General features: G+C 56.7%; 18 protein-coding genes, 2 tRNA genes and 3 rRNA genes. 19 read left to right on the forward strand and 4 right to left on the reverse strand.

The genetic code is table 11. The annotated features are described in order from the left end of the window. Genes mrcB through BLQ41_RS09555 form a run of 3 tightly spaced genes read left to right on the forward strand, consistent with a single transcriptional unit; the run spans nucleotide 1 to nucleotide 3,414 of the window. Nucleotides 1-2,325: a penicillin-binding protein 1B gene (gene mrcB, locus BLQ41_RS09545; RefSeq protein ID WP_090179929.1), complete on the forward strand. Its 2,325-nt coding sequence runs from the start codon at nucleotides 1-3 to the stop codon at nucleotides 2,323-2,325. A gap of 16 nt (nucleotides 2,326-2,341) precedes the next feature. Then, nucleotides 2,342-3,079: a tetratricopeptide repeat protein gene (locus BLQ41_RS09550; RefSeq protein ID WP_090179931.1), complete on the forward strand. Its 738-nt coding sequence runs from the start codon at nucleotides 2,342-2,344 to the stop codon at nucleotides 3,077-3,079. Next, nucleotides 3,079-3,414, forward strand: coding sequence for a YqcC family protein (locus BLQ41_RS09555; protein ID WP_090179935.1), 336 nt, complete (start codon nucleotides 3,079-3,081; stop codon nucleotides 3,412-3,414). The genes BLQ41_RS09550 and BLQ41_RS09555 overlap by 1 nt, the downstream gene beginning before the upstream one ends. A 119-nt stretch (nucleotides 3,415-3,533) precedes the next feature. Here the strand turns inward: BLQ41_RS09555 and BLQ41_RS09560 are convergent, their stop codons facing one another. After that, on the reverse strand, nucleotides 3,534-3,947 hold the full coding sequence (locus BLQ41_RS09560; protein ID WP_090179938.1) for a DUF4124 domain-containing protein: 414 nt from the start codon (nucleotides 3,945-3,947) through the stop codon (nucleotides 3,534-3,536). 398 nt (nucleotides 3,948-4,345) lie between these two features. On the opposite strand from BLQ41_RS09560, the gene BLQ41_RS09565 reads away from it, so the two are divergent. The 14 genes from BLQ41_RS09565 to BLQ41_RS09635 all read left to right on the forward strand — a co-directional run bounded on the left by BLQ41_RS09565 (nucleotide 4,346) and on the right by BLQ41_RS09635 (nucleotide 19,823). After that, nucleotides 4,346-6,070, forward strand: a complete 1,725-nt coding sequence (locus tag BLQ41_RS09565) for an acetolactate synthase 3 large subunit (protein WP_090188443.1) — start codon at nucleotides 4,346-4,348, stop codon at nucleotides 6,068-6,070. Between the two features lie 2 nt (nucleotides 6,071-6,072). Next, entirely contained in the window at nucleotides 6,073-6,564 is a 492-nt protein-coding gene (ilvN, locus tag BLQ41_RS09570) for an acetolactate synthase small subunit (protein WP_003176102.1), read from the forward strand. A 48-nt stretch (nucleotides 6,565-6,612) separates the two neighbouring features. After that, nucleotides 6,613-7,629 carry a ketol-acid reductoisomerase gene (gene ilvC / locus BLQ41_RS09575; RefSeq protein WP_007948647.1) on the forward strand — a complete coding sequence of 339 codons (1,017 nt, stop codon included), beginning with the start codon at nucleotides 6,613-6,615 and terminating at the stop codon, nucleotides 7,627-7,629. 144 nt (nucleotides 7,630-7,773) lie between these two features. After that, nucleotides 7,774-8,631, forward strand: a complete 858-nt coding sequence (gene pssA / locus BLQ41_RS09580; protein WP_090179940.1) for a CDP-diacylglycerol--serine O-phosphatidyltransferase — start codon at nucleotides 7,774-7,776, stop codon at nucleotides 8,629-8,631. Nucleotides 8,632-8,694: 63 nt separating this feature from the next. Next, a complete protein-coding gene (gene msrP, locus BLQ41_RS09585; protein WP_090179943.1) occupies nucleotides 8,695-9,708 on the forward strand; it encodes a protein-methionine-sulfoxide reductase catalytic subunit MsrP in 1,014 nt (337 codons plus the stop codon). Further along, nucleotides 9,708-10,328 (forward strand): protein-methionine-sulfoxide reductase heme-binding subunit MsrQ, encoded by a 621-nt coding sequence (msrQ, locus tag BLQ41_RS09590; RefSeq protein ID WP_090179946.1) that lies wholly within the window; start codon nucleotides 9,708-9,710, stop codon nucleotides 10,326-10,328. The genes msrP and msrQ overlap by 1 nt, the downstream gene beginning before the upstream one ends. Before the next feature lie 544 nt (nucleotides 10,329-10,872). Then, a 16S ribosomal RNA gene (locus BLQ41_RS09600) occupies nucleotides 10,873-12,409 on the forward strand. A gap of 82 nt (nucleotides 12,410-12,491) precedes the next feature. Continuing rightward, nucleotides 12,492-12,568: transfer RNA gene (locus tag BLQ41_RS09605), tRNA-Ile, on the forward strand. A 30-nt stretch (nucleotides 12,569-12,598) separates the two neighbouring features. Next, a tRNA-Ala gene (locus BLQ41_RS09610) sits at nucleotides 12,599-12,674 on the forward strand. Between the two features lie 250 nt (nucleotides 12,675-12,924). After that, nucleotides 12,925-15,816 (forward strand): 23S ribosomal RNA (locus BLQ41_RS09615). 176 nt (nucleotides 15,817-15,992) lie between these two features. Beyond that, nucleotides 15,993-16,108 (forward strand): 5S ribosomal RNA (gene rrf, locus BLQ41_RS09620). The 16S, 23S and 5S rRNA genes sit together here with 2 tRNA genes alongside, the layout of an rRNA operon. 149 nt (nucleotides 16,109-16,257) lie before the next feature. Next, nucleotides 16,258-16,917: a paraquat-inducible protein A gene (locus tag BLQ41_RS09625; RefSeq protein WP_090179949.1), complete on the forward strand. Its 660-nt coding sequence runs from the start codon at nucleotides 16,258-16,260 to the stop codon at nucleotides 16,915-16,917. Then, nucleotides 16,904-17,527, forward strand: a complete 624-nt coding sequence (locus tag BLQ41_RS09630) for a paraquat-inducible protein A (protein ID WP_090179951.1) — start codon at nucleotides 16,904-16,906, stop codon at nucleotides 17,525-17,527. The genes BLQ41_RS09625 and BLQ41_RS09630 overlap by 14 nt, the downstream gene beginning before the upstream one ends. Next, nucleotides 17,520-19,823: a PqiB family protein gene (locus BLQ41_RS09635; protein WP_090179954.1), complete on the forward strand. Its 2,304-nt coding sequence runs from the start codon at nucleotides 17,520-17,522 to the stop codon at nucleotides 19,821-19,823. Before BLQ41_RS09630 ends, BLQ41_RS09635 begins: the two co-directional genes overlap by 8 nt. Before the next feature lie 76 nt (nucleotides 19,824-19,899). On the opposite strand, the gene mksF is transcribed toward BLQ41_RS09635, so the two are convergent. From mksF to mksB, 3 genes are read right to left on the reverse strand one after another with little or no spacing between them, the layout of a single operon-like run. Further along, nucleotides 19,900-22,740: an Mks condensin complex protein MksF gene (gene mksF, locus BLQ41_RS09640; RefSeq protein ID WP_090179957.1), complete on the reverse strand. Its 2,841-nt coding sequence runs from the start codon at nucleotides 22,738-22,740 to the stop codon at nucleotides 19,900-19,902. After that, nucleotides 22,737-23,438 (reverse strand): Mks condensin complex protein MksE, encoded by a 702-nt coding sequence (gene mksE, locus BLQ41_RS09645; protein WP_090179959.1) that lies wholly within the window; start codon nucleotides 23,436-23,438, stop codon nucleotides 22,737-22,739. Before mksE ends, mksF begins: the two co-directional genes overlap by 4 nt. Next, entirely contained in the window at nucleotides 23,428-24,702 is a 1,275-nt protein-coding gene (gene mksB, locus BLQ41_RS09650; RefSeq protein ID WP_167360476.1) for an Mks condensin complex protein MksB, read from the reverse strand. Before mksB ends, mksE begins: the two co-directional genes overlap by 11 nt. Before the next feature lie 207 nt (nucleotides 24,703-24,909). Here mksB and BLQ41_RS09655 point away from each other — a divergent pair, with 207 nt between their 5' ends. Together BLQ41_RS09655 and rimI are read left to right on the forward strand one after the other, a co-directional pair. After that, a complete protein-coding gene (locus tag BLQ41_RS09655; RefSeq protein WP_090179965.1) occupies nucleotides 24,910-25,650 on the forward strand; it encodes an energy transducer TonB in 741 nt (246 codons plus the stop codon). Further along, a complete protein-coding gene (gene rimI, locus BLQ41_RS09660; RefSeq protein ID WP_090179968.1) occupies nucleotides 25,643-26,095 on the forward strand; it encodes a ribosomal protein S18-alanine N-acetyltransferase in 453 nt (150 codons plus the stop codon). The genes BLQ41_RS09655 and rimI overlap by 8 nt, the downstream gene beginning before the upstream one ends. Nucleotides 26,096-26,132: the final 37 nt, after the last annotated feature.

Consider the following 26,132-nt stretch of genomic DNA (forward strand, 5'->3'; position numbering starts at 1 on the left):
ATGACTCGTACTCGATCCCCCCGCACTCCAAAAAAACCACCTTCCAAGGGCTTGAGCCCTTGGCTGGGCTGGGCCCTTAAACTCAGCCTGGTCGGCCTCGTCGTGCTCGCCGGGTTCGCGGTTTACCTCGATGCCGTGGTCCAGGAGAAGTTCTCCGGCAAGCGGTGGACCATTCCGGCCAAGGTGTATGCGCGCCCGCTTGAATTGTTCACCGGCCAAAAGCTGAGCAAGGATGACTTCCTCACCGAGCTCGATGCACTGGGCTATCGGCGTGAAAGCGTCAGCAACGGCCCCGGCGCTGCGGCGGTCAATGGCAACACCGTCGATTTGAATACCCGTGGTTTCCAGTTTTATGAAGGCCTTGAGAAGCCTCAGCCGGTGCGTGTGCGGTTCTCTGGCGATTATGTCGCCGAACTTTCGGCGACCAACGGTTCGAAGCTGTCCGTGGTGCGCCTGGAGCCGCTGCTGATCGGCGGGATTTACCCAAAAAACCTCGAAGATCGGATTCTGATCAAAATCGATCAGGTCCCGCCGTATCTGCTGGAAACCCTGGTGGCGGTGGAAGACCGGGATTTCTATAGTCACTGGGGCGTATCGCCGAAGTCGATTGCCCGGGCGGTCTGGGTCAATACCTCTGGCGGCAAGATGACCCAGGGCGGCAGTACCCTGACGCAACAGTTGGTGAAGAACTTCTACCTCACCAGCGAGCGCAGCCTGACCCGTAAGCTCACCGAAGCCATGATGGCGATGCTGCTTGAGTTGCATTACGACAAACGGGAAATTCTCGAGGCGTACCTCAACGAAGTGTTCGTCGGTCAAGACGGTCAGCGTGCGGTGCACGGTTTCGGCCTGGCCAGCCAGTTCTTCTTCGGTCAGCCATTGTCCGAGCTCAAACTGCATCAAGTTGCGTTGCTGGTGGGGATGGTCAAGGGGCCGTCCTATTACAACCCGCGTCGCAACCCGGAGCGGGCGCTGGAGCGACGCAATCTGGTGCTTGATGTACTGGAGCAACAAGGCGTCGCCACTGCCGAGCAAGTCGCCGCTGCGAAGAACATGCCACTGGGCGTGACGACTCGCGGCAAACTGGCGGACAGCTCTTTCCCGGGTTTCCTCGATCTGGTCAAGCGTCAACTGCGCGAAGACTATCGCGACGAAGACTTGACCGAAGAAGGCCTGCGGATCTTCACCAGTTTCGACCCGATCCTGCAGATGAAAGCCGAAGCCTCGGTCAACGACACCTTTAAACGCCTGGCTGGGCGCAAAGGTTCGGATGACGTTGAAGCGGCGATGGTCGTGACCAACCCGGAAACCGGTGAAGTCCAGGCCATGATCGGCAGTCGTCAGGCCAGTTTTGCCGGCTTCAACCGCGCGCTGGATGCGGTGCGCCCGATCGGTTCGTTGATCAAGCCCGCGGTTTATCTGACTGCCCTGGAAAAGCCAAGCCAGTACACGTTGACCAGTTGGCTGTCGGACGACTCCTTCTCGGTCAAAGGCGCGGACGGCCAGGTCTGGAAACCCCAGAACTACGATCGCCGCTCCCACGGGACTGTGTTCCTTTATCAAGGCCTGGCGCATTCCTACAACTTGTCGACCGCGCGTCTCGGGTTGGCGATGGGCGTACCGAATGTCCTCAAGACCCTGGCGCGTCTTGGGGTCAGTCGCGAGTTCCCGGCGTTCCCTTCGATGTTGCTGGGGGCCGGCGGTCTGACGCCGATGGAAGTGGCAACCATGTACCAGACGCTGGCCAACGGTGGCTTCAATACGCCGATGCGCGGGATTCGTAGCGTTCTGACTGCCGAAGGCGAACCGCTCAAGCGCTATCCGTTCCAGATCGAACAGCGTTTCGACCCGGGCTCCATCTTCCTGATTCAGAACGCCATGCAGCGGGTCATGCGTGAAGGTACCGGCAGTTCGGTTTATAACGTTTTGCCGAAAACCCTGACCCTGGCCGGCAAGACCGGTACCAGTAATGACTCGCGAGACAGCTGGTTCGCAGGTTTCAGTCAGGACTTGCTGGCGGTGGTCTGGCTGGGCCGCGATGACAATGGCAAGACGCCGTTCACCGGTGCAACAGGTGCTTTGCAGGTCTGGACCAGTTTCATGCGCAAGGCCGATCCATTGCCGCTGGACATGCCGCAACCGGACAACGTTGTTCAGGCTTGGGTCGATTCGCGTACAGGGCAAGGCTCCGACGCGAACTGCCCAGGCGCGGTGCAGATGCCGTATATTCGCGGCAGTGAACCACCTCCCGGCGCCGCTTGTGGTGGCGAAAGCCCTGCTTCCGGCGAGACGGTGATGGATTGGGTCAAGGGCTGGATGAACTAAGCAAAGAGGGTTTCAAGTGAACAAGTGGTTGATTCCAGCGGTTACCGCCGTGGCTTTGCTCAGCGGTTGCTCCACCGTACAGCGCGGTTCGATTCCGGTTGTGGATTCCGGCAGTGCTGTTTCGAACAGCGAGCGGATTCAGGCGAATGGCGGTTTCCGCCAAACGACAGTGAAGCGTCCTGTGCAAGCCCAGCCTCAGGCAATCCCGCAAGGTGATACCGGTGTGGTGGTGATGGTTCCTGGGGGTGGCGCAGTGACGTCGGCACCGATCAGCACTGCGCCTATTACTCCAGGTCCGATTACGCCGGGCCCGATTGATACCTCGCCGGTGCAGTCGGCGCCAATCAATCAGGGCAGCTACAGCATGCCGTCGACACCGAGCGGAATCCCTTCGGCCAGTACCGGCGGTGGCTTGTCTGCCGATGAGCAACTGGACGGTCCGGTACTGGCATTGTTGACTACCGCTCAACAGCAACAGGCCAGCGGAGACCTCAACGGTGCTTCGTCCAGTCTTGAGCGCGCCCAGCGTGTCGCGCCGCGCGAGCCGCAAGTGCTTTATCGTCTGGCTCAGGTGCGCATGGCTCAAGGCGATGCGCCGCAGGCTGAACAATTCGCCCGTCGTGGTCTGACGTTCGCCAATGGTCGTCCTGCGCTTCAGGCTAGCCTGTGGGAATTGATCGCCCAGGCGCGTGAGAAGCAAGGTGATTCCGCAGGTGCTGCACTGGCCCGTCAGAAGGCCAAGGTTACGTCGTGATGGATGCACGCTTCCCAAAGATTGCCGAGCAACTATTGCTGATCGAGCGTGAACTGCGAATTCAGGGATGGTGGGACGAGGTTTCGCCCTCCGCTGAAGCGTTGTCCAGCGTCGAGCCGTTTTCGGTTGATACGCTGGATTTCGAGCAGTGGTTGCAATGGATCTTCCTGCCGCGCATGAAGGTCATCCTTGAGCAGGATCTGCCATTGCCCAACGCGTCGGGGATTCAGGAGATGGCCGAAATGGTCTTTGCCGGGCGCAACGTCCAGGGCAAGGACCGGCAGTTGCAGGTCTTGCTCAAAGAGTTCGATTTGCTGATCACCGCCTCCCGCTGATGCCCGATCTTTTGTAGGAGCTGTCGAGTGAAACGAGGCTGCGATCTTTTGACTTTGTTTTTCTAAAATCAAGATCAAAAGATCGCAGCCTCGTTTCACTCGACAGCTCCTACAAGGATTTACTGGCAGTTTTTCTCGATCTGTTTTTGTGCCTCGGAAATTCGTTCCTGACGCTGCTCGTCATTGAGGCGACGCATCTCGCCGTCAACTTCTTCACGCAACCGCGGATTGTTCTGCAGTTGGGCCAGGTTCGTTCGTGCCTGATTGCAGAATACCTTTAGCTGGGCTTGCTGCTCGGCGACCTGTTTTTTGACTGTCTTGTCGATGGCCTGTTGATCGCCGATTGCTGTGCTGCGCGATGGCGTGACCGGTTTGCCGGCGGGCGAGGAGGGCGTCACCACGGTGGTGGCCTCCTGTCCTTGGGGCGGTTGTGCGTCAAAGTGAGTAACGCCTTGGGCGTCGACCCATTTGTAGATCTGTCCTGCCATACACAAAGGGCTGATCAGCAGACTGACCAAGATGAACGTTCGCATGCCATTTCCTTGCCAGAGTTGCGCAATTGAAGCTAACACAGTTGCTGTTTAGCGGTTTTTTCTTGCTTTCTCATGTGCTTACTTCAATAAAGCACATAGACGACTTGACTTGCAGGGGACGAAACAGAAGAATCCAAAGTCCGCTGTAGAGGGACTGCCAGAAGCAGACCCACTCAGCAGATCATGAGGCGCACATCCGCGCCGACCTGTTACACCCGCAACGCGTTACCTCGCGCTGGGTGGGAAAGGCCCGCAACACTTGGGACGATCCCAATACTTGCTCAGTCAGTGCTGACGTAGTCGGCGACCACCGTCGCTCATGCTCTGCTGAGAAGTAAACCTATTAGACCCGTCCCTTCTTATGTGGGCGGTATTCTGGCGTTTTAGAGGTGGACAACGTGGAGCTTTTATCTGGCGGTGAGATGATCGTCCGCTTTTTGCGTGACGAAGGCGTCAAGTATATCTATGGGTACCCGGGTGGTGCCGCATTGCATATCTACGACGCGCTGTTCAAAGAACCAGCTGTTCAACATATTCTCGTTCGTCATGAGCAGGCTGCCACTCACATGGCCGACGGCTATGCGCGTGCTACCGGCAAGGCTGGCGTCGTTCTGGTGACTTCAGGTCCTGGCGCGACCAACGTCATTACCGGTATCGCCACGGCGTACATGGACTCGATCCCGATGGTGATCCTGACCGCCCAAGTGCCTAGCATGATGGTCGGTACCGATGCGTTCCAGGAAACCGACATGATCGGTATCTCCCGGCCAATCGTGAAACACAGTTTCATGATCAAGCATGCTTCGGAAATCCCTGAAGTCATGAAGAAGGCCTTCTACCTGGCGCAATCCGGTCGTCCCGGTCCTGTCGTTGTCGACATTCCGAAAGACATGACCAACCCGGCCGAGAAGTTCGAATACATTTTCCCGAAAAAAGCCAAGCTTCGTTCCTACAGCCCGGCGGTTCGTGGCCATTCGGGCCAGATCCGCAAAGCCGTGGAAATGCTGTTGGCGGCCAAGCGGCCGATCATCTATGCCGGCGGTGGCGTCATCCTGGGTAACGGCTCCGCGCCGTTGACCGAGTTGGCGAAATTGCTGAACTCACCGGTTACCAATACCTTGATGGGCCTCGGCGCCTATCCGGGCAGCGACCGTCAGTTCCTCGGCATGCTCGGTATGCACGGCAGCTATACCGCCAACCTGGCGATGCACCATGCGGATGTGATCCTGGCTGTCGGCGCGCGTTTCGATGACCGTGTTATCAACGGTGCGTCGAAGTTCTGCCCGAGCGCCAAGATCATCCACATCGACATCGATCCGGCTTCGATCTCCAAAACCATCAAGGCCGACGTTCCGATCGTAGGCCCGGTGGAAAGTGTGCTGACTGAAATGGTCGCTACCTTCAAGGAAATCGGCGAGACACCTAACAAGGAGTCGGTTGCTGCGTGGTGGAAGCAAGTTGAAGAGTGGCGCGGTGATCGCGACATGTTCCCTTACAACAAGGGTGACGGCAGCATCATCAAGCCGCAGACCGTGATTGAAACCCTCCACGAAGTGACCAAGGGCGATGCCTATATCACTTCGGATGTGGGTCAACATCAAATGTTCGCGGCGCAGTACTACCGCTTCGACAAGCCAAACCGCTGGATCAACTCTGGTGGCCTGGGCACGATGGGCTTCGGTTTTCCGGCCGCGATGGGCGTGAAACTGAACTTCCCGGACGCTGATGTGGCGTGTGTGACCGGTGAAGGCAGTATCCAGATGAACATCCAGGAGCTGTCGACCTGCTTGCAGCATGACCTGCCGGTGAAGATCGTTCTGCTTAACAACGGCGTACTCGGCATGGTTCGTCAGTGGCAGGACATGAGCTACGGCGCGCGTCACTCGCACTCCTACATGGAATCGTTGCCCGACTTCGTCAAGCTGGCTGAAGCCTATGGTCACGTCGGCATGCGCATCACGGACTTGAAAGATCTGAAGCCGATGATGGAGCAAGCGTTCGCCATGAAGGATCGCCTGGTGTTCATCGACATCAAGGTCGACGCTGGCGAGCACGTCTATCCGATGCAGATCAAAGACGGCTCCATGCGTGATATGTGGCTGAGCAAGACGGAGCGTACTTAATCATGCGGCACATTATTTCCTTGCTTCTGGAAAACGAACCTGGCGCTCTGTCTCGTGTAGTCGGCCTGTTCTCGCAGCGCAACTACAACATCGAAAGCCTGACCGTGGCACCCACCGAAGACCCGACCCTGTCGCGTCTGACGTTGACCACGGTGGGTCACGATGAAGTCATCGAGCAGATCACCAAGAACCTGAACAAGTTGATCGAAGTGGTCAAACTGGTCGACCTGTCGGAGAGTGCTCACATCGAGCGCGAACTGATGCTGGTCAAGGTCAAGGCTACCGGCGCCCAGCGCGCCGAGATCAAGCGCACCACCGATATTTATCGTGGGCAGATCGTTGATGTCAGCGCTAGCGTGTATACCGTTCAATTGACCGGTACCAGCGACAAGCTCGACAGCTTCATTCAGTCCATTGGCACCGCTTCGATTCTGGAAACCGTCCGCAGCGGCGTAACCGGTATTGCCCGCGGCGACAAAGTACTCAGCATCTAAACCAAATTAGCGAATGGCCTGAACGGCCTGGATATATAGGGGAATTTCATGAAAGTTTATTACGAAAAAGACTGTGACCTGTCGATCATCCAGGGCAAGAAAGTTGCCATCATCGGTTACGGTTCCCAGGGTCACGCTCAAGCGTGCAACCTGAAAGATTCCGGCGTTGACGTTACTGTTGGTCTGCGTAAAGGTTCGGCCACTGTTGCCAAAGCCGAAGCTCACGGCCTGAAAGTGACCGACGTTGCTTCCGCTGTTGCTGCTGCCGACCTGGTCATGATCCTGACCCCGGACGAATTCCAGTCGGCCCTGTACAAGAACGAAATCGAGCCGAACATCAAGAAAGGCGCCACCCTGGCCTTCTCCCACGGCTTCGCGATTCACTACAACCAGGTTGTTCCGCGCGCCGACCTCGACGTGATCATGATCGCGCCGAAAGCCCCGGGCCACACCGTGCGTTCCGAGTTCGTCAAAGGCGGCGGTATTCCTGACCTGATCGCTATCTACCAGGATGCTTCCGGCAACGCCAAAAACGTTGCACTGTCCTACGCCGCTGGCGTCGGTGGCGGTCGTACCGGCATCATCGAAACCACCTTCAAGGACGAGACTGAAACCGACCTGTTCGGCGAACAAGCCGTTCTGTGTGGCGGTACCGTTGAACTGGTCAAGGCCGGTTTCGAAACCCTGGTTGAAGCTGGCTACGCGCCGGAAATGGCCTACTTCGAATGCCTGCACGAACTGAAGCTGATCGTTGACCTCATGTACGAAGGCGGTATCGCCAACATGAACTACTCGATCTCCAACAACGCTGAATACGGCGAGTACGTGACCGGTCCGGAAGTGATCAACGCCGAATCCCGTCAGGCCATGCGCAACGCCCTGAAACGTATTCAGGACGGCGAATACGCCAAGATGTTCATCAGCGAAGGCGCAACCGGCTATCCTTCGATGACCGCCAAGCGTCGTAACAACGCCGCTCACGGTATCGAGATCATCGGCGAGCAACTGCGCTCCATGATGCCGTGGATCGGTGCCAACAAGATCGTCGACAAAGCTAAAAACTAAGTCGCGCACTTGTACAAAAAAACGCGGCTTAGGCCGCGTTTTTTCGTTTGGGCTGCCGGTTCTGGTATAAAGCTGCATCGTTTGCGGCCGAACCGTCGTCCCAGACACCTGTCGAAACTTTCCACCCGTTGCAAGGTAATGTCCATGAGCGAACGTCCCGAAGAGCCAAACCAGGCTTCTGACGCCGAAAGCCTGCTGCCCATCGATGAGCACATCGAGGAAGGGCATGACGCTGAAGGTCGTAAAGTCCGGCATCGTGGTATCTATCTTCTGCCGAATCTGTTCACTACTGCGAACCTGTTCGCAGGGTTTTATTCCATCATCAGCTCAATGAGTGCCCAGAGCGCCTTGAGTGCTGGTGATACGTTAGGCGCGAGCAAGTATTTCGCTTTTGCCGCGATCGCGATATTTGTCGCCATGGTGCTCGACGGCCTCGACGGTCGAGTCGCCCGAATGACCAATACGCAAAGTGCGTTCGGCGCCGAGTACGATTCACTGTCGGATATGGTCGCCTTTGGTGTCGCGCCGGCGTTGCTGGCATTTGGCTGGGCCTTGGGCGACATGGGCAAGGTCGGCTGGATGGTTGCCTTCATTTATGTGGCCGGCGCTGCGCTACGACTGGCGCGGTTCAACACGCAGGTTGGCACGGCCGATAAACGCTACTTCATCGGTCTGGCCAGTCCGGCTGCTGCAGGTGTTGTGGCCGGGATTGTCTGGGCATTCAGCGATTACGGGATCCAGGGTTCCAAGATGTCATTCCTGGTAGCGTTGATGGTCGCGGCTGCGGGCATGCTGATGGTCAGCAACATCAAGTACAACAGCTTCAAGGAACTGGACTTGAAGGGGCGCGTTCCCTTTGTTGCGATCCTGGCGGTGGTGCTGGTGTTTGCCGTGGTGTTCAGTGATCCGCCACGTATTTTGCTGCTGGTTTTCCTTGCTTACGCGGCGTCTGGCCCGGTGCAATACCTATTGCATCTTCGTCGCCACAAAAACGCCGAGTGATGTAATTTCGCTCATACTCCGCAGTCTATTGGTGCATCTGTCCTCCAATGCTGCGGAGTTACCATGCTGATCAAAGTCCCCAAAGCGTCTGACTGCCATGAGTCGGACGTCACGCCTGAATCGTTCTATCTCTCCCGACGTAATCTACTGGGCGCTACCGTTGCCGGTTTGGCTGTGAGCAGTCTGCCGCGTTGGGCTAGCGCTGACGATGCTGCTCGTTATGCCGATGTCGAACCCAGTAAGGCGCCTTCCTGGTTTGCTGAAAAGCTGCCTTCCACTAAGTGGGGGGCGGTCAACGTCAAGGATGAGGCGATCACGCCCTTCAAGGATGCAACCCACTACAACAACTTCTACGAGTTCGGTACCGATAAAGGTGATCCGGCGGCCAATGCGGGTGCGCTGAAGACTGAGCCGTGGAGTGTGGTGGTGGACGGTGAAGTGGGTAAGCCAGGCCGGTATGCGCTGGAAGACTTTATGAAGCCTTATCAGTTGGAGGAACGGATCTATCGTCTGCGCTGTGTTGAAGCCTGGTCGATGGTGATTCCCTGGATGGGTTTCCCCATCTCGGCGTTGCTCAAGGAAGTCGAGCCGACGTCGAAGGCCAAGTTCATCCGATTCGAAACGCTGCAGGATCCGAAAAACATGCCCGGACAGCGTTCTGGTTTTGCCTTGATTGACTGGCCCTATATAGAAGGGCTACGACTGGATGAGGCAATGAACCCGCTGGCGATTCTGGCGGTGGGTATGTATGGGCGCGAGCTGCCCAATCAGAACGGGGCGCCGCTGCGTTTGGTCGTGCCCTGGAAGTACGGCTTCAAGAGCATCAAGTCCATTGTGCGGATCAGCCTGGTCAGCGAGCAGCCGAAAACCACTTGGCAGAGCATTGCCGCTGATGAATATGGTTTCTACGCGAACGTGAATCCCACGGTCGATCACCCGCGCTGGACGCAAGCGCGCGAGCGTCGTTTGCCGAGCGGTTTGTTCAAGCCGAATGTGCGGGATACCCAGATGTTCAATGGTTACTCCGATGAAGTCGCTTCTCTCTATGCAGGGCTCGATCTGCGGAAGAACTACTGATGCGTTTTTCCTTTTGGCGAATTGGCGTCTTTATAGCTGCTGCGGTATGGCCGCTGCTTTGGTTGTATCAGGCCTGGGAAGATGTATTGGGTCCTGATCCTGGCAAAGTGCTGGTGGATCGGCTGGGGCTGGGGACCCTTATCCTGCTCCTTGTTACTTTAAGCATGACGCCTTTGCAGAAACTTACCGGATGGTCGGGTTGGATTGCCGTCCGCAGGCAACTCGGGTTGTGGTGCTTCGCCTATGTGGTTCTGCATCTGAGCGGCTATACGGCGTTCATTCTTGGATTTGACTGGTCGCAGCTGGGCGTCGAGTTGCGCAAGCGACCGTATATTATTGTCGGGACGCTGGGCTTTTTGTGTTTGTTGGCATTGGCGGTGACCTCCAATCGTTATAGTCAGCGGCGACTGGGGATTCGCTGGAAGAAACTGCATCGGCTTGTTTATGTCGTTCTCGGGCTTGGGCTGCTGCATATGTTGTGGATCGTTCGTGCCGATCTGAAGGAATGGTCCATCTATGCTGCTATAGGGGCGTTCCTATTAGCGTTGCGAATCCCCGCTGTGACACGTCGAATTCCACGTTTAACAGCTAAAAAGACCTCTTCTGCAAGAAAAGCATAAATAGGTGTTGACGGCAGATTCTGGAAGTCTATAATTCGCCCCACTTCCGGCGCAGTCGAAACGGAAAACTCCTTGGTAAACAAAGAGTTACGCAGTTTTCGATGGCGAGTTGCTTCAGGTCATCGAAGCCCAGAAGGAGTCGGTAAGGCAGGTTAGTTTGGCCTTATGGACGTTTCGATCTTCTCGGTCGAAAGCGGAGAAAAAGAGGTGTTGACAGCAGCGAGTAACGCTGTAGAATTCGCCTCCCGCTAACGAGAGATCGGAAGCGCAAGTGGTTGAAGTTGCAAAGGAAACTTTGAAAACTTCTGAAAATAACCGCTTGACAGCAACAGAGGCTGCTGTAGAATGCGCGCCTAGGTTGAGACGAAAGATCTTAACCAACCGCTCTTTAACAACTGAATCAAGCAATTCGTGTGGGTGCTTGTGGAGTCAGACTGATAGTCAACAAGATTATCAGCATCACAAGTTACTCCGCGAGAAATCAAAGATGTAACCAACGATTGCTGAGCCAAGTTTAGGGTTTCTTAAAAACCCAAAGATGTTTGAACTGAAGAGTTTGATCATGGCTCAGATTGAACGCTGGCGGCAGGCCTAACACATGCAAGTCGAGCGGTAGAGAGAAGCTTGCTTCTCTTGAGAGCGGCGGACGGGTGAGTAATGCCTAGGAATCTGCCTGGTAGTGGGGGATAACGCTCGGAAACGGACGCTAATACCGCATACGTCCTACGGGAGAAAGCAGGGGACCTTCGGGCCTTGCGCTATCAGATGAGCCTAGGTCGGATTAGCTAGTTGGTGAGGTAATGGCTCACCAAGGCGACGATCCGTAACTGGTCTGAGAGGATGATCAGTCACACTGGAACTGAGACACGGTCCAGACTCCTACGGGAGGCAGCAGTGGGGAATATTGGACAATGGGCGAAAGCCTGATCCAGCCATGCCGCGTGTGTGAAGAAGGTCTTCGGATTGTAAAGCACTTTAAGTTGGGAGGAAGGGCAGTTACCTAATACGTATCTGTTTTGACGTTACCGACAGAATAAGCACCGGCTAACTCTGTGCCAGCAGCCGCGGTAATACAGAGGGTGCAAGCGTTAATCGGAATTACTGGGCGTAAAGCGCGCGTAGGTGGTTTGTTAAGTTGGATGTGAAATCCCCGGGCTCAACCTGGGAACTGCATTCAAAACTGACAAGCTAGAGTATGGTAGAGGGTGGTGGAATTTCCTGTGTAGCGGTGAAATGCGTAGATATAGGAAGGAACACCAGTGGCGAAGGCGACCACCTGGACTGATACTGACACTGAGGTGCGAAAGCGTGGGGAGCAAACAGGATTAGATACCCTGGTAGTCCACGCCGTAAACGATGTCAACTAGCCGTTGGGAGCCTTGAGCTCTTAGTGGCGCAGCTAACGCATTAAGTTGACCGCCTGGGGAGTACGGCCGCAAGGTTAAAACTCAAATGAATTGACGGGGGCCCGCACAAGCGGTGGAGCATGTGGTTTAATTCGAAGCAACGCGAAGAACCTTACCAGGCCTTGACATCCAATGAACTTTCCAGAGATGGATTGGTGCCTTCGGGAACATTGAGACAGGTGCTGCATGGCTGTCGTCAGCTCGTGTCGTGAGATGTTGGGTTAAGTCCCGTAACGAGCGCAACCCTTGTCCTTAGTTACCAGCACGTAATGGTGGGCACTCTAAGGAGACTGCCGGTGACAAACCGGAGGAAGGTGGGGATGACGTCAAGTCATCATGGCCCTTACGGCCTGGGCTACACACGTGCTACAATGGTCGGTACAGAGGGTTGCCAAGCCGCGAGGTGGAGCTAATCCCAGAAAACCGATCGTAGTCCGGATCGCAGTCTGCAACTCGACTGCGTGAAGTCGGAATCGCTAGTAATCGCGAATCAGAATGTCGCGGTGAATACGTTCCCGGGCCTTGTACACACCGCCCGTCACACCATGGGAGTGGGTTGCACCAGAAGTAGCTAGTCTAACCCTCGGGAGGACGGTTACCACGGTGTGATTCATGACTGGGGTGAAGTCGTAACAAGGTAGCCGTAGGGGAACCTGCGGCTGGATCACCTCCTTAATCGACGACATCAGCTGCTCCATAAGTTCCCACACGAATTGCTTGATTCATTGAAGAAGACGATAAGAAGCAGCCCGAAATTGGGTCTGTAGCTCAGTTGGTTAGAGCGCACCCCTGATAAGGGTGAGGTCGGCAGTTCGAATCTGCCCAGACCCACCAATTTTGTGTGGGAAACGCCTGTAGAAATACGGGGCCATAGCTCAGCTGGGAGAGCGCCTGCCTTGCACGCAGGAGGTCAACGGTTCGATCCCGTTTGGCTCCACCACTAACTGCTTCTGATTGTGTAAAGCTTAGAAATGAGCATTCCATCGTGATGATGGTGAATGTTGATTTCTAGTCTTTGACTAGTTCGTTCTTTAAAAATTTGGGTATGTGATAGAAAGATAGACTGGACGTTACTTTCACTGGTAACGGATCAGGCTAAGGTAAAATTTGTGAGTTGCTCTTAATTGAGTATTATCGAATTTTCGGCGAATGTCGTCTTCACAGTATAACCAGATTGCTTGGGGTTATATGGTCAAGTGAAGAAGCGCATACGGTGGATGCCTTGGCAGTCAGAGGCGATGAAAGACGTGGTAGCCTGCGAAAAGCTTCGGGGAGTCGGCAAACAGACTTTGATCCGGAGATGTCTGAATGGGGGAACCCACCTAACATAAGTTAGGTATCTTAAGCTGAATACATAGGCTTAAGAAGCGAACCAGGGGAACTGAAACATCTAAGTACCCTGAGGAAAAGAAATCAACCGAGATTCCCTTAGTAGTGGCGAGCGAACGGGGACTAGCCCTTAAGTGGCTTTGAGATTAGCGGAACGCTCTGGAAAGTGCGGCCATAGTGGGTGATAGCCCTGTACGCGAAAATCTCTTAGTCATGAAATCGAGTAGGACGGAGCACGAGAAACTTTGTCTGAATATGGGGGGACCATCCTCCAAGGCTAAATACTACTGACTGACCGATAGTGAACTAGTACCGTGAGGGAAAGGCGAAAAGAACCCCGGAGAGGGGAGTGAAATAGATCCTGAAACCGTATGCGTACAAGCAGTGGGAGCCCACTTTGTTGGGTGACTGCGTACCTTTTGTATAATGGGTCAGCGACTTATTTTCAGTGGCGAGCTTAACCGAATAGGGGAGGCGTAGCGAAAGCGAGTCTTAATAGGGCGTCTAGTCGCTGGGAATAGACCCGAAACCGGGCGATCTATCCATGGGCAGGTTGAAGGTTGGGTAACACTAACTGGAGGACCGAACCGACTACCGTTGAAAAGTTAGCGGATGACCTGTGGATCGGAGTGAAAGGCTAATCAAGCTCGGAGATAGCTGGTTCTCCTCGAAAGCTATTTAGGTAGCGCCTCATGTATCACTGTAGGGGGTAGAGCACTGTTTCGGCTAGGGGGTCATCCCGACTTACCAAACCGATGCAAACTCCGAATACCTACAAGTGCCGAGCATGGGAGACACACGGCGGGTGCTAACGTCCGTCGTGAAAAGGGAAACAACCCAGACCGTCAGCTAAGGTCCCAAAGTTATGGTTAAGTGGGAAACGATGTGGGAAGGCTTAGACAGCTAGGAGGTTGGCTTAGAAGCAGCCACCCTTTAAAGAAAGCGTAATAGCTCACTAGTCGAGTCGGCCTGCGCGGAAGATGTAACGGGGCTCAAACCATACACCGAAGCTACGGGTATCACTTAGGTGATGCGGTAGAGGAGCGTTCTGTAAGCCTGTGAAGGTGAGTTGAGAAGCTTGCTGGAGGTATCAGAAGTGCGAATGCTGACATGAGTAACGACAATGGGTGTGAAAAACACCCACGCCGAAAGACCAAGGTTTCCTGCGCAACGTTAATCGACGCAGGGTTAGTCGGTCCCTAAGGCGAGGCTGAAAAGCGTAGTCGATGGAAAACAGGTTAATATTCCTGTACTTCTGGTTATTGCGATGGAGGGACGGAGAAGGCTAGGCCAGCTTGGCGTTGGTTGTCCAAGTTTAAGGTGGTAGGCTGAGATCTTAGGTAAATCCGGGATCTTAAGGCCGAGAGCTGATGACGAGTGTTCTTTTAGAACACGAAGTGGTTGATGCCATGCTTCCAAGAAAAGCTTCTAAGCTTCAGGTAACCAGGAACCGTACCCCAAACCGACACAGGTGGTTGGGTAGAGAATACCAAGGCGCTTGAGAGAACTCGGGTGAAGGAACTAGGCAAAATGGCACCGTAACTTCGGGAGAAGGTGCGCCGGTGAGGGTGAAGCATTTACTGCGTAAGCCCATGCCGGTCGAAGATACCAGGCCGCTGCGACTGTTTATTAAAAACACAGCACTCTGCAAACACGAAAGTGGACGTATAGGGTGTGACGCCTGCCCGGTGCCGGAAGGTTAATTGATGGGGTTAGCTAACGCGAAGCTCTTGATCGAAGCCCCGGTAAACGGCGGCCGTAACTATAACGGTCCTAAGGTAGCGAAATTCCTTGTCGGGTAAGTTCCGACCTGCACGAATGGCGTAACGATGGCGGCGCTGTCTCCACCCGAGACTCAGTGAAATTGAAATCGCTGTGAAGATGCAGTGTATCCGCGGCTAGACGGAAAGACCCCGTGAACCTTTACTATAGCTTTGCACTGGACTTTGAATTTGCTTGTGTAGGATAGGTGGGAGGCTTTGAAGCGTGGACGCCAGTTCGCGTGGAGCCAACCTTGAAATACCACCCTGGCAACTTTGAGGTTCTAACTCAGGTCCGTTATCCGGATCGAGGACAGTGTATGGTGGGTAGTTTGACTGGGGCGGTCTCCTCCTAAAGAGTAACGGAGGAGTACGAAGGTGCGCTCAGACCGGTCGGAAATCGGTCGTAGAGTATAAAGGCAAAAGCGCGCTTGACTGCGAGACAGACACGTCGAGCAGGTACGAAAGTAGGTCTTAGTGATCCGGTGGTTCTGTATGGAAGGGCCATCGCTCAACGGATAAAAGGTACTCCGGGGATAACAGGCTGATACCGCCCAAGAGTTCATATCGACGGCGGTGTTTGGCACCTCGATGTCGGCTCATCACATCCTGGGGCTGAAGCCGGTCCCAAGGGTATGGCTGTTCGCCATTTAAAGTGGTACGCGAGCTGGGTTTAGAACGTCGTGAGACAGTTCGGTCCCTATCTGCCGTGGACGTTTGAGATTTGAGAGGGGCTGCTCCTAGTACGAGAGGACCGGAGTGGACGAACCTCTGGTGTTCCGGTTGTCACGCCAGTGGCATTGCCGGGTAGCTATGTTCGGAATAGATAACCGCTGAAAGCATCTAAGCGGGAAACTAGCCTCAAGATGAGATCTCACTGGGACCTTGAGTCCCCTGAAGGGCCGTCGAAGACTACGACGTTGATAGGTTGGGTGTGTAAGCGCTGTGAGGCGTTGAGCTAACCAATACTAATTGCCCGTGAGGCTTGACCATATAACACCCAAGCAATTTGCTTGCTTCGAGCTGAAAAGCGAAAGAGCACCAGATTGCGGTGTGTGAAGACGAAACGAACCGAAAGTTCGAGAAGACTCGCAAAACACCGAAAACTATCACATACCCATTCGCTGGAGCGTGACCTCGCAAGAGAGCACGACCTGGCTACCGAATTTCTTGACGACCATAGAGCATTGGAACCACCTGATCCCATCCCGAACTCAGCAGTGAAACGATGCATCGCCGATGGTAGTGTGGGGTTTCCCCATGTGAGAGTAGGTCATCGTCAAGATTAAATTCCGAAACCCCTATCTGCGTATGCAGGTAGGGGTTTTGTTTTGCCCGCAGGAAAATGCTCGTCCGTGACAGCACAAATTTGCACAGTTATTTTTGGTTCATGACACTAGAATAGGCCCAACTTTTTCGGAGCCAGAGCCTTTTATGCCAGATCCGGTTGACACCTCAAGGCTGTCAGAATTACCGCTGGACGACCTGGTGGCGTGTCATGAGTGCGACTTGCTGATGCGCAAGCCCGAACTCGCCCGAGGTGAGAAAGCACTCTGCCCGCGCTGCGGCTACGAGCTCTATGCTCATAGACATAATGTCGTGCAGCGCAGTCTCGCTTTGGTCATCGCCGCTTTATTGTTGTACATCCCGGCGAACTTTTTACCCATCATGCAGCTCAATCTACTCGGGCAATCCTCGCAAGATACCGTCTGGACTGGCGTTGTCGGCCTGTTCGATACCGGCATGCAAGGCGTCTCGGTGGTTGTATTCCTGTGCAGCATGGGGATCCCGTTGCTCAAGTTGCTCTGCCAATTAATGGTGTTGTTGAGCATCCGCTTTGATATCGGACGCAGCTACGGTTTGCTGATCTACCGCATTTATCACCATCTACGGGACTGGGGGATGCTCGAGGTTTACCTCATGGGCGTACTGGTGGCGATCGTCAAACTGGCAGATATGGCATCCATTACCGTAGGCCTTGGATTAGCGTGCTTTATCGGTTTGTTGTTGGTCCAGGTCTGGTTGGAGGTGGTGATGTCGCCTCATCAGATTTGGCAGGCTTTGTCAGGAGAGGATGCCCATGCGGGCGATTGATGCGGGCATTCTGATTTGTGCCGAATGTCATGAATTGAACAAGCAGCAAGAAGATGCCGACGAGCAGAGCTGCACCCGTTGTGGTGCGCTCGTGCATGCCCGTCGGCCGAACAGTCTAGTGCGGACCTGGGCGCTGCTGATAACCGCCGCGATTCTCTATATCCCGGCCAACGTACTGCCGATCATGACCGTCAGTTCCTTGGGGCAGGGTGATCCGAGCACCATCATGTCCGGCGTCATTCAGTTGGTTCAGCACGGCATGATTCCCATCGCCGCCGTGGTTTTTATCGCCAGCATTCTGGTACCTACGTTCAAGCTGGTGGGTATCGCGTTGCTGCTGTTTTCGGTGCAGCGCCACCAACCCCTTTCGGCACGACAGCGGATCTGGATGTACCGTTTCATCGAGTTCATCGGTCGCTGGTCGATGCTGGACATCTTTGTGATCGCCATCTTGGTGGCGGTCGTGAATTTTGGACGGCTTGCCAGCGTCGAAGCCAATCTTGGCGCCATCGCTTTCGCCAGTGTGGTGATTTTGACGATGCTTGCCGCAGTAACTTTCGATCCCCGACTGATTTGGGATAACACGGAGTCGGACGACGACCATGAATGACTTGCCTACAGCTAAAACACGACCGGCCTCGAACTGGTCTGCCATCTGGGTATTGCCCCTCATAGCGTTGATCATCGGTGGCTGGCTCGGCTGGCGTGCCTATAGCGAAAACGGCATCGAGATTCAGGTGCGCTTCGAAAGCGGTGAAGGCATTCAGGCCAACAAAACCGAGGTGGTCTACAAAGGCATGTCGGTCGGCAAGGTTAAAGCCCTCAAGCTCGATGACGAAGGCAGCTCAAAAGGGGTGATCGCCACCATTGAGATGAACAAGGACGTTGAGCCCTACCTCAAGACGGGCACACGCTTCTGGCTGATCAAACCAAGCGTGACGCTCGCCGGTATCACCGGGCTGGAGACCCTCGTCTCGGGTAACTACGTCGCCGTCAGTCCCGGCGAAGGTGAACCCACCCGCAAGTTCAAAGCACTGGCAGAAGAACCACCGCTGTCCGACGCCAAACCCGGTCTGCACCTGACGATCAAGGCTGATCGTCTCGGCTCGCTGAATCGCGGCAGCCCGGTGTTCTATAAGCAGATCAAGGTCGGCCAGGTCAAAAGCTACGTGCTCTCCGAAGATCAAAGTACCGTTGAGCTCAAAGTCTTCATTGAGCCGACCTACGCCAACCTGGTGCGCAAACATACGCGTTTCTGGAACGCCAGCGGCATCAGCATCGACGCCAACCTGTCGGGTGTGAAAGTGCGAAGCGAATCCCTGGCCAGTATCGTCGCCGGCGGCATCGCGTTCGCCACGCCAGAAAACCGCAAGGACAGCCCGCCGACCGATCCAAGCCTGCCGTTCCGTCTCTATGAAGACTTCGACGCCGCCGCCGCGGGTATTCGGGTGAAGGTCAAGCTCAGTGACTTCGAAGGCTTGCAGGCCGGTCGCACGCCGGTTATGTACAAAGGCATTCAGGTCGGTAATCTCAAAGCCCTGAAGATCGATCCGGACCTGTCCGCTGCCACGGCCGAGTTGACCCTTGATCCATTGGCCGAAGATTATCTGGTTGAAGGCACTCAGTTCTGGGTGGTCAAACCGTCGATCTCGCTCGCCGGCATCACCGGCCTGGAAGCCTTGGTCAAAGGTAACTACATCGCCGTACGACCGGGCGACAAAGGTTCGGCGCCGCAACGTGAGTTCGTGGCGCGTCCGAAAGCGCCGCCGCTGGACTTGCGCTCACCGGGTCTGCACCTGGTGTTGTTCACCGAAAACCTCGGTTCACTGGAAGTCGGCAGCCCGATTCTCTACAAACAGGTCAAGGTCGGTTCGGTTCAGAGCTATCAGTTCTCCAAGAAGAAGAAGCAATTGGTCATCGGTGTCCATATCGAGAAAGAATACGAAGGACTGGTCAATGCATCGACGCGTTTCTGGAATGCCAGCGGTATCACGCTCACGGGCGGATTGACCGGCGGGATCCAGGTCAAAAGTGAGTCGCTGCAAAGCCTGATGGCCGGCGGCATTGCGTTCGAAACCCCGCAAGCCAAAGCGCCATTGCAGAAACGCATTCCTCGTTTCCGTCTGTTCGCCAGCCATGAGGAGGCGAACCTCAAAGGCACCGTGGTGACCATCAAGGTTGACCGTGCTGACGGCTTACACAGCGGCACGGCGGTGAGATTCAAAGGCCTTGACGTTGGCAAGGTTGAAGACGTCGACCTCAGCGATGACCTGCAATCGGTTCTGCTCACCGCGCGGATCACCGAAGTCCCTGAGCGCATCGCCCGGGTCGGCAGCCAGTTCTGGGTGGTCAAACCTGAATTGGGGCTGATCAAGACCTCTAACCTCGAGACCCTGGTCACGGGTCAATACATCGAAGTGCAGCCGGCAGCGAAAAATCTTGGGCCGCAGAAAAACTTCGTCGCCTTGGCCAGTCCACCGGAAGTCGCCAAGCAAGAAGCCGGTTTGAGCCTGGTGTTGAGTGCTGCTCGCCGTGGCTCGTTGAAGATCGGTGTGCCTGTCACCTATCGTGAGGTCACTGTCGGCAAAGTGACAAGCTACGAACTTGGTCAGACGGCAGATCGTGTATTGGTGCACATCCTGATCGAGCCAAAGTACGCGCCATTGGTGCGCAGCGGCACGCGTTTCTGGAACACCAGTGGTTTCGGTTTTGACTATGGCTTGTTCAAAGGCGCGACGGTTCGTACCGAATCGCTTGAGACGCTGATGCAGGGTGGTATTGCCTTTGCTACGCCGGACGGTGAGCGCATGGGGAGCCCGGCGCGGGCCGAGCAAACCTTCCCGCTCTTCGACAAGTTTGAAGATGAGTGGCTGACGTGGGCGCCAAAGATATCAATCGGCAAGTAAGCCCAAAGCAGCAGGCATGAAAAAGGCCGCGATCCATTGGATCGCGGCCTTTTTTATTGCCTTCGATTAACGCAGATCAGACTGCATCCAGCTCCGGCTCATCCGCTTCAACGTTAACCACCGCCTTCACCTCATCGTGACGACGAATGTACTTCCAGTCCGCCTCATCGATGTAGATCCCGTTCGGTCCGCTACCCCCTTCCAGGTCAATCGCCACACTGGCGCAGACCTGTGGCTTCACGCTTGCCAGAATCGGCACGAAGCCCAGTTGCAGGCTGGTTTCCAGCAGCGCGGCCTGGTTCTTCTCGTCGATGTCCGCCGCTTCGTCGAGGTAGTACGGCAGGCGTACGCGACCGGCCTGATCGCGGTCCATCAAGTGCAGCAACAGATACATGTTGGTCAGCGCCTTGATGGTCATCGTGGTGCCGTTGGACGCCGCGCCATCGATGTCGGTGTGGATCACTGGCTGGCCGTTGACCTTGGTGATTTCGAACGCCAGCTCGAACAAGTCCTTGAGGCCGAGCTGGTTGTGGTTCGCCGCCACCAGCCGCGCCAGGTATTCCTTGGCCTCTTCGTTCTTGTTGTCCTGCTCGGCGCTTTGGCTCAGGTCGAAGACGGAGAGGGTTTCGCCTTCTTCGTACTGGCCGGCGCTGTGGATGATCTGGTCGATGTGCTTGAGCGCTTCCTTGTTCGGCGCCAGCACGATGCGGAAGCTCTGCAGGTTGGAAACCTGACGCTTGTTGATCTCGCGGTTGAACAGCGCCAATTGATGCTCAAGGCTGTCGTAGTCGCTGCGGATGTTGCGCAGGGTCCGGGCGATGTCGGTGACCGCCGCACGGCGCGCTTTGCCAAGGGTCAGGGCTTCGTCGGTGCGGTGTGCATAGGCGTTGATCAGCAGTTGCAGTCGACGCTCCATATCGTCTTCGCTGTCGAACTTGGCCACGCCCTTGAGGCGAACCTGCGCATACAGCGCTTCGATCTGACCATCGCTACGCTGCAAACCTTGCCAGCTGTCTTGATAGTCATTGAGCAGCGGCAGCAGGTTGTCCATGGAGTCGTCGATCGGGTCCATGAACGGCGTGCCGAACGGCAGGTCTGCCGGCAACAACTGACGACGGCGCAGGGCATCGTCGAGGGTGCGTTGCTTGGCTTCCATGTCGCCGATTTGCCGGCCAACCAGTTGAAGCTTGGCGGACAGTTGCTGGACGCGTTCGGTGAAGGCATCGCTGGAACGCTTCAATTCGTCCTGCGCGGCTTCCATCTGCGCGAGTTGTTCGAGCTTGTCGCCTTCTTCGGCGCTCAGGGTCTGCGTGCGACGGAAATCTTCCAGGGCTTTCTGCGCATCCAGCACCTGCTGGTACAGCGCTTCGGTCTGGGTCTTGCTCGCGGCGCGGTCAGCGGCCACGGCCGCTTGAGTTTTGAGTTGCTTGAGTTCTTTTTCCAGACGTTCTTTCTGATCGCGCAACGCCGCGCGGTCAGCCAGGGCCTGCAGGGCAGGGGGCTCGATGTTCGAGATGTCGATCGACAGGCCCGGCACTTCGAAGCGCTCGCCTTTGAAGCCGTCGAGGATCAGCTCCATGGATTTGACCCACTGACCGTCCTCGTCCAGGGTGATGCCGTGCTCGCCCAGCGGCAGGCTGAACAGCGCGCTGTTGAACAGGCGCATCAGGCGCTCGACGTCCTGTTGCGAGAACTCTTCGCGCAGACGGGCGTAGCTGTTGTTGTCGGCGTGATCGAGTTGCTGCTTGACCGACTTCAGGCGTTTTTCTAGATCGCGCAGACGCTCTTCGAGGTCCTCGGCGCTGAATTGCCGGGACTGGGCCAGCGCACCGGCCAGTTCGTCGTGCGCATCTTTGGCCGCGAGCAATTGCTGTTCCAGCACTTTGACGTCATCGACCAAGGCAAAACGATTCTTCAGTGCAGACAGCTCACCGAGCCAGCGCTGGATGCCGGTGATTTCCCGTTCCAGACGCATCAACTCTTGCGTGCCGCCGCGCTGATCGTTTTGTAGCGCGTCCTGTTCGTTGCGGTAGTGTTCGGCCTGAATCGTCAGCTCTTCCTTGCGCGCACTGGCGTAGTCCGACCAGGTGCCGAGCAACGAGTCGAGCAGCGGCGAGATCCGGTGCAATTTGCCGCGCAGGATATTGCGCTGGGTCACGCCTGCCGCGAGGGCTTCAACCAACGGGCCGGCGGTGACCAGCGAGTTGTAGTCCTGCTCCATGCGTCGCACATCGCGGAAGGCTTCTTCACACGCTGCGATGTAATCGACACTGCCGGAACGTAAGCTGTGTTCGAAGGCGTCGAGGAACAGTTGCTTGAGCTTGGCCGCGGTGATTTCGCGCATGTGCAGCAGGTTGATGAACAGGGCGCGGAAAGTCTTCAGGCTCTGTTCGCTGGTGGAGCGCAGCGGGATCAGCGTCAGGTCCAGCGGCACCGAAGTGTGACCACCGACCAGCAATCGGCGCAGTTCATCCGGCTTGAGCTCGTAGGCTTTGAGGCCTTCGCGTTCAAGGTTGGTAAACAGCTCTTTCTGGCGCAGGCAGGTGTCGTTCTTCTGGTAGTGCGCCAGATCCAGTTTGCCGGCATAGGCAAAGAACTGGTGACCGAAACCACCGCCCGGGCCGCGACCGACCACGCCGATCACGTGTGGGCCGTGGGGCAGCGAGACTTCAACGAGGATGTAACTGGTGTCCGAGGCAAAGTAGAAACGCCGGGATTGTTCCAGGCTGTACTTGCCGAAACTCATGTCCGACATGCGCGCCAGGATCGGGAACTGCAGCGCGTTGATCGACGCGGATTTACCGAGGTTGTTCGCGCCGTAGACCGACAGCGGTTCTTCCAGCGGAAACAGCCCGAGGCTGTATCCGGCGGTATTCAAAAGGGCGAAGCGGCGGATGCCGTAGCGTTCCTTGCTCATGCGTCGGTCTCCTGTTCTTCGGCAATGGCGCGGGCCATGGCGTCTTCTTCGCTTTCTTCTTCGAAGTCACTGAGGTCCAGCGGATCATCGGTTTGCAGCAGTTTTTCGTCGCTGTCGTCATCGATCAAGACCGGAACCGGCAGTGGCAACACGCTGTGCAGGCTGGCCGCCAGATCGCGGTCTTGCTGCACCGACAGGCAAACGTCGAGGAAGCGGTGCATCGGCGGCAGGAAGCGGTAGATGCCGTTTTCTTCGCCGGCGAAGCCGAGTTGAGTCATGCGTCGCATGATCTTTTCTTCCAGCTCTTCGACGGTTTGCACTTCGGCCTGAATGAACAGGTCGCGGTACTTTTCCAGCAAGGAAGGCAATTCATCGCGACCGAGGCTGCCACCGTCGAGCACGGCGACCGGGTCACGGCCCTGGTCGGCCAGGTGCTCGACGACGATGAAGGTGAACAGCGCCAGACGCTGGGCCGTCTTGTTCACTGCGGCGGCAGCCAGGTCCGGGACGAAGTAATAGAAACCACGGGTGTCGCAGACCAGTTCAAAGCCCAATGCCTTGAACAGCGTGCGGTACTGGTCCTGGAAGTTCGACAGTTGTGCGTACAGCTCCGGGTCGCGGCGGCTGACGTGGTAGCCCTTGAACAGCTCGCGAAAGATCGGCGCCAGCTGGGACAGTTCGTTTAGATCAAGATGCATGTGGGGTGCTCGCAGAATCCTCGGCGGTGTCGCGGGCCGAGAGCAGGGCGAAGGAGCGCAGGCTGACCTGGTGCTCATGAGTGTGGTAATCGCGGCGTTCCAGACGCTCGCGTTTGAAGCGTTTCTCGCGAGACAGGCGCGAGAACCAATACAGCAATTCGTCGGTGGCGCCGTCAGGTTCCTGCTCCAGCAGCCAGGTCATCAGGTCCGGCATCGGCAGGGCGTCTTCGCAGCGTTCGAGCATTTCCCGAACCGTGCGAGGTGCGCGCGGCGCTTCGCCTTTCTGGGTCTTGTGGGCCTTGGGGAAGCGCGCCGGTTTCGGCTCGAATCGGGCCAGGGCATACACGTAGGCTTCGACCTGACTGGCGCTGCCGAGGAAGGTGCTTTGCGGGCGGGTGAACATCGGCATCGCGGCTTGTGGCACCGCATCGATGCCTTTACGGCGAATGGCCGACAGGGCCAGCGCTGCGCCACGGGTCACGGCGTTGTGGCGGCGGGCCTCTTCACGCAGCGGCAGCAGCAGTTCGCGGGCATGACGCAAGGTCAGTTGCGCGCTGGTCTGCATTTCGAGGATGCGCGCGTGGGTGCGCAGCAGCATGTCGTCATCGACCAGGTGGCCGAGGCGCTGCTGTTCGCTGAGCATCTTCAGCAGCACGGTTTCGACCTTGCGCACGCCTTGTTCGAAGGCGCCGTCGGCATTCACCAGATCGATCATCGGCTCGACGTATTCGTCCCAGGTCGCCAGTACTTCCGCGTAACGCTGACGCAGGGGAATCTGCCGGTCGCTGGTCTTGGCCCGTTCAGCCACGGCTACCAGTGCCTGTTCGTCGTTGTCGAGTTTCTTCAGGACGTCGCGCACACGCATGTCGAGCAGACGCAACTGGCGCGCCAGGTCGTGGCCGTCGCGAATGTCGAAGGCGTCCTGGATGTAACCGGCCAGACGCTCGAGGTGACGCAAGTAGGCTTCGATTTCCAGGCACAGGCCCAGACGGTGCTCACGGCGTAGGTAAGCGAGGAAGTCGTGAATCTGTGCATTGAGCTCGAAACGGTTCGGGCTTTTCGCCACGGGAACCAGAATGTCGAGGCGGATCCACACGTCCAGCAGGCTGGTGATGTCCTGCGGCGTACTGTCGAGTTGCTGGGCGGCCAGCTGCGTGCGCAATTCGTTGAGGCTCAAGGTGCCCTGGTCGAAGTGCTCGCACAGTGGCTCCAGAAGTGCCCAGTGTTCAGCGAGGGCGCGCAAGACGCGCTTGGGTTCGATCATCGGAATGGCCGGCTGGTTAGCGATTAAAAGCCGCGATTGTACTGCATCACAGGCATGTCGATTCACTCTCGGGACGGAGTGTCGGTTTTCTATCGATCAACAGCGGGCGATCTTTAGCGAAGGGCGGTAGAATCACCGCTACTTTAGTTATCCACAAGTGGCCGACCTTTGCTTATCGAGTCCCGTCGCCGCGCCTATTTGACCGCCATGCAGGTGGTCAACTGGCTGCCGCGCACCGAATTGCCCTTTGCCGCGCCTTCGCGCCCCGAGCTACTGGAGATGCCCGAGCCGCTGGTCGTCGCGCCAGTGGTGCCGGTTCCTGTGGCCGAAGCGCCCGTGGAACCCGTGGTCAAACCGGCCGAGCGGGTGAAAGTCGAGGTGCCACGTCCTTCCCTCGCCAGCACGCGCACGAACGCCAAGGTCGAGGAAGAGGAGGCGCCTGCCGCGGTCAAGGCTCCGGTCGTGCCGCCACCGCGTTTCGCCCTGCAATTGCTGCGCGCCGGTCGTTGCCTGCTGCTGGTGGAGTTACCCACAGGCGAAACCTTCCAGACCCGCGATCCCGCCTATTTGTTGCTCAAGGACATGCTGCGTGCCGCCGGTCTGCCGGACAGCCCGCAGATTGTCGGCGAGCCCGTGCGCTGGCCGCTGCTGGTGCGAGGCACCATGGATCAAGGTCCTGAAGCCGCCCGTGATTTCGTGCAGGGGTTTCTTTCGGCACGCCTGGAAGACGCACCGTGCGTCTGCGTGTGGCTGATCGGCCTGCCGGCGGTGCGGTTTGCCGGGGAGGCGAATGCCGAATCCTTCAACCGTGAACTCCAGGTCGAAGGCCTGGGCTCGGTCTGGGCCCTGCCGGGCCTGGAATTATTAATGGAAGAGCCACAGCGTAAGGCTGATGTCTGGCAAGCCATGCGTCGGCTGATGGCGCGTTGGAAAGAATCGAATGAGTGACGCTGTATCGTTTCGCCCGATGACCGAGGCGGACCTGGACGCTGTCCTGAAAATTGAATACGCGGCGTACAGCCACCCCTGGACCCGCGGGATTTTTCTGGACGGGCTGGGCAAGTACCAGATCTGGCTGATGTTCGAAGGGCAGCAGCAGGTTGGTCATGGAGTGGTGCAGATCATCCTTGATGAAGCGCACCTGCTGAACATCACCGTCAAACCGGAAAACCAGGGGCGTGGCCTGGGCTTGACGCTGCTTGAGCATTTGATGTCCCGGGCGTATGAAGCCAAGGCGCGCGAGTGCTTCCTGGAAGTGCGCGACAGCAACCGTGGCGCGTTCAAGTTGTATGAGCGTTATGGCTTTAACGAGATCGGGCGTCGTCGGGATTACTACCCGGCGGTTGGCGGTCGCGAAGATGCAGTTGTCATGGCCTGCACTCTGGTGGACTAAGTCTCTTCAAGCGCATCGCGGGCAAGCCCGCGATGTG

The organism is Pseudomonas arsenicoxydans, from assembly GCF_900103875.1.
GTDB lineage: Bacteria > Pseudomonadota > Gammaproteobacteria > Pseudomonadales > Pseudomonadaceae > Aquipseudomonas > Aquipseudomonas arsenicoxydans.

Excerpts from the sequence above, each read along its gene's own strand:
- pssA (WP_090179940.1), top strand. The coding sequence starts at position 7,774 with ATGAGCGAACGTCCCGAAGAGCCAAACCAGGCTTCTGACGCCGAAAGC.
- ilvC (WP_007948647.1), top strand. The coding sequence starts at position 6,613 with ATGAAAGTTTATTACGAAAAAGACTGTGACCTGTCGATCATCCAGGGC.
- msrP (WP_090179943.1), top strand. The coding sequence starts at position 8,695 with ATGCTGATCAAAGTCCCCAAAGCGTCTGACTGCCATGAGTCGGACGTC.
- BLQ41_RS09560 (WP_090179938.1), bottom strand. The coding sequence starts at position 3,947 with ATGCGAACGTTCATCTTGGTCAGTCTGCTGATCAGCCCTTTGTGTATG.
- mksB (WP_167360476.1), bottom strand. The coding sequence starts at position 24,702 with ATGATCGAACCCAAGCGCGTCTTGCGCGCCCTCGCTGAACACTGGGCA.
- BLQ41_RS09635 (WP_090179954.1), top strand. The coding sequence starts at position 17,520 with ATGAATGACTTGCCTACAGCTAAAACACGACCGGCCTCGAACTGGTCT.
- BLQ41_RS09630 (WP_090179951.1), top strand. The coding sequence starts at position 16,904 with ATGCGGGCGATTGATGCGGGCATTCTGATTTGTGCCGAATGTCATGAA.
- mrcB (WP_090179929.1), top strand. The coding sequence starts at position 1 with ATGACTCGTACTCGATCCCCCCGCACTCCAAAAAAACCACCTTCCAAG.
- mksE (WP_090179959.1), bottom strand. The coding sequence starts at position 23,438 with ATGCATCTTGATCTAAACGAACTGTCCCAGCTGGCGCCGATCTTTCGC.
- rimI (WP_090179968.1), top strand. The coding sequence starts at position 25,643 with ATGAGTGACGCTGTATCGTTTCGCCCGATGACCGAGGCGGACCTGGAC.
- mksF (WP_090179957.1), bottom strand. The coding sequence starts at position 22,740 with ATGAGCAAGGAACGCTACGGCATCCGCCGCTTCGCCCTTTTGAATACC.
- BLQ41_RS09655 (WP_090179965.1), top strand. The coding sequence starts at position 24,910 with ATGCAGGTGGTCAACTGGCTGCCGCGCACCGAATTGCCCTTTGCCGCG.
- ilvN (WP_003176102.1), top strand. The coding sequence starts at position 6,073 with ATGCGGCACATTATTTCCTTGCTTCTGGAAAACGAACCTGGCGCTCTG.
- BLQ41_RS09555 (WP_090179935.1), top strand. The coding sequence starts at position 3,079 with ATGGATGCACGCTTCCCAAAGATTGCCGAGCAACTATTGCTGATCGAG.
- msrQ (WP_090179946.1), top strand. The coding sequence starts at position 9,708 with ATGCGTTTTTCCTTTTGGCGAATTGGCGTCTTTATAGCTGCTGCGGTA.
- BLQ41_RS09625 (WP_090179949.1), top strand. The coding sequence starts at position 16,258 with ATGCCAGATCCGGTTGACACCTCAAGGCTGTCAGAATTACCGCTGGAC.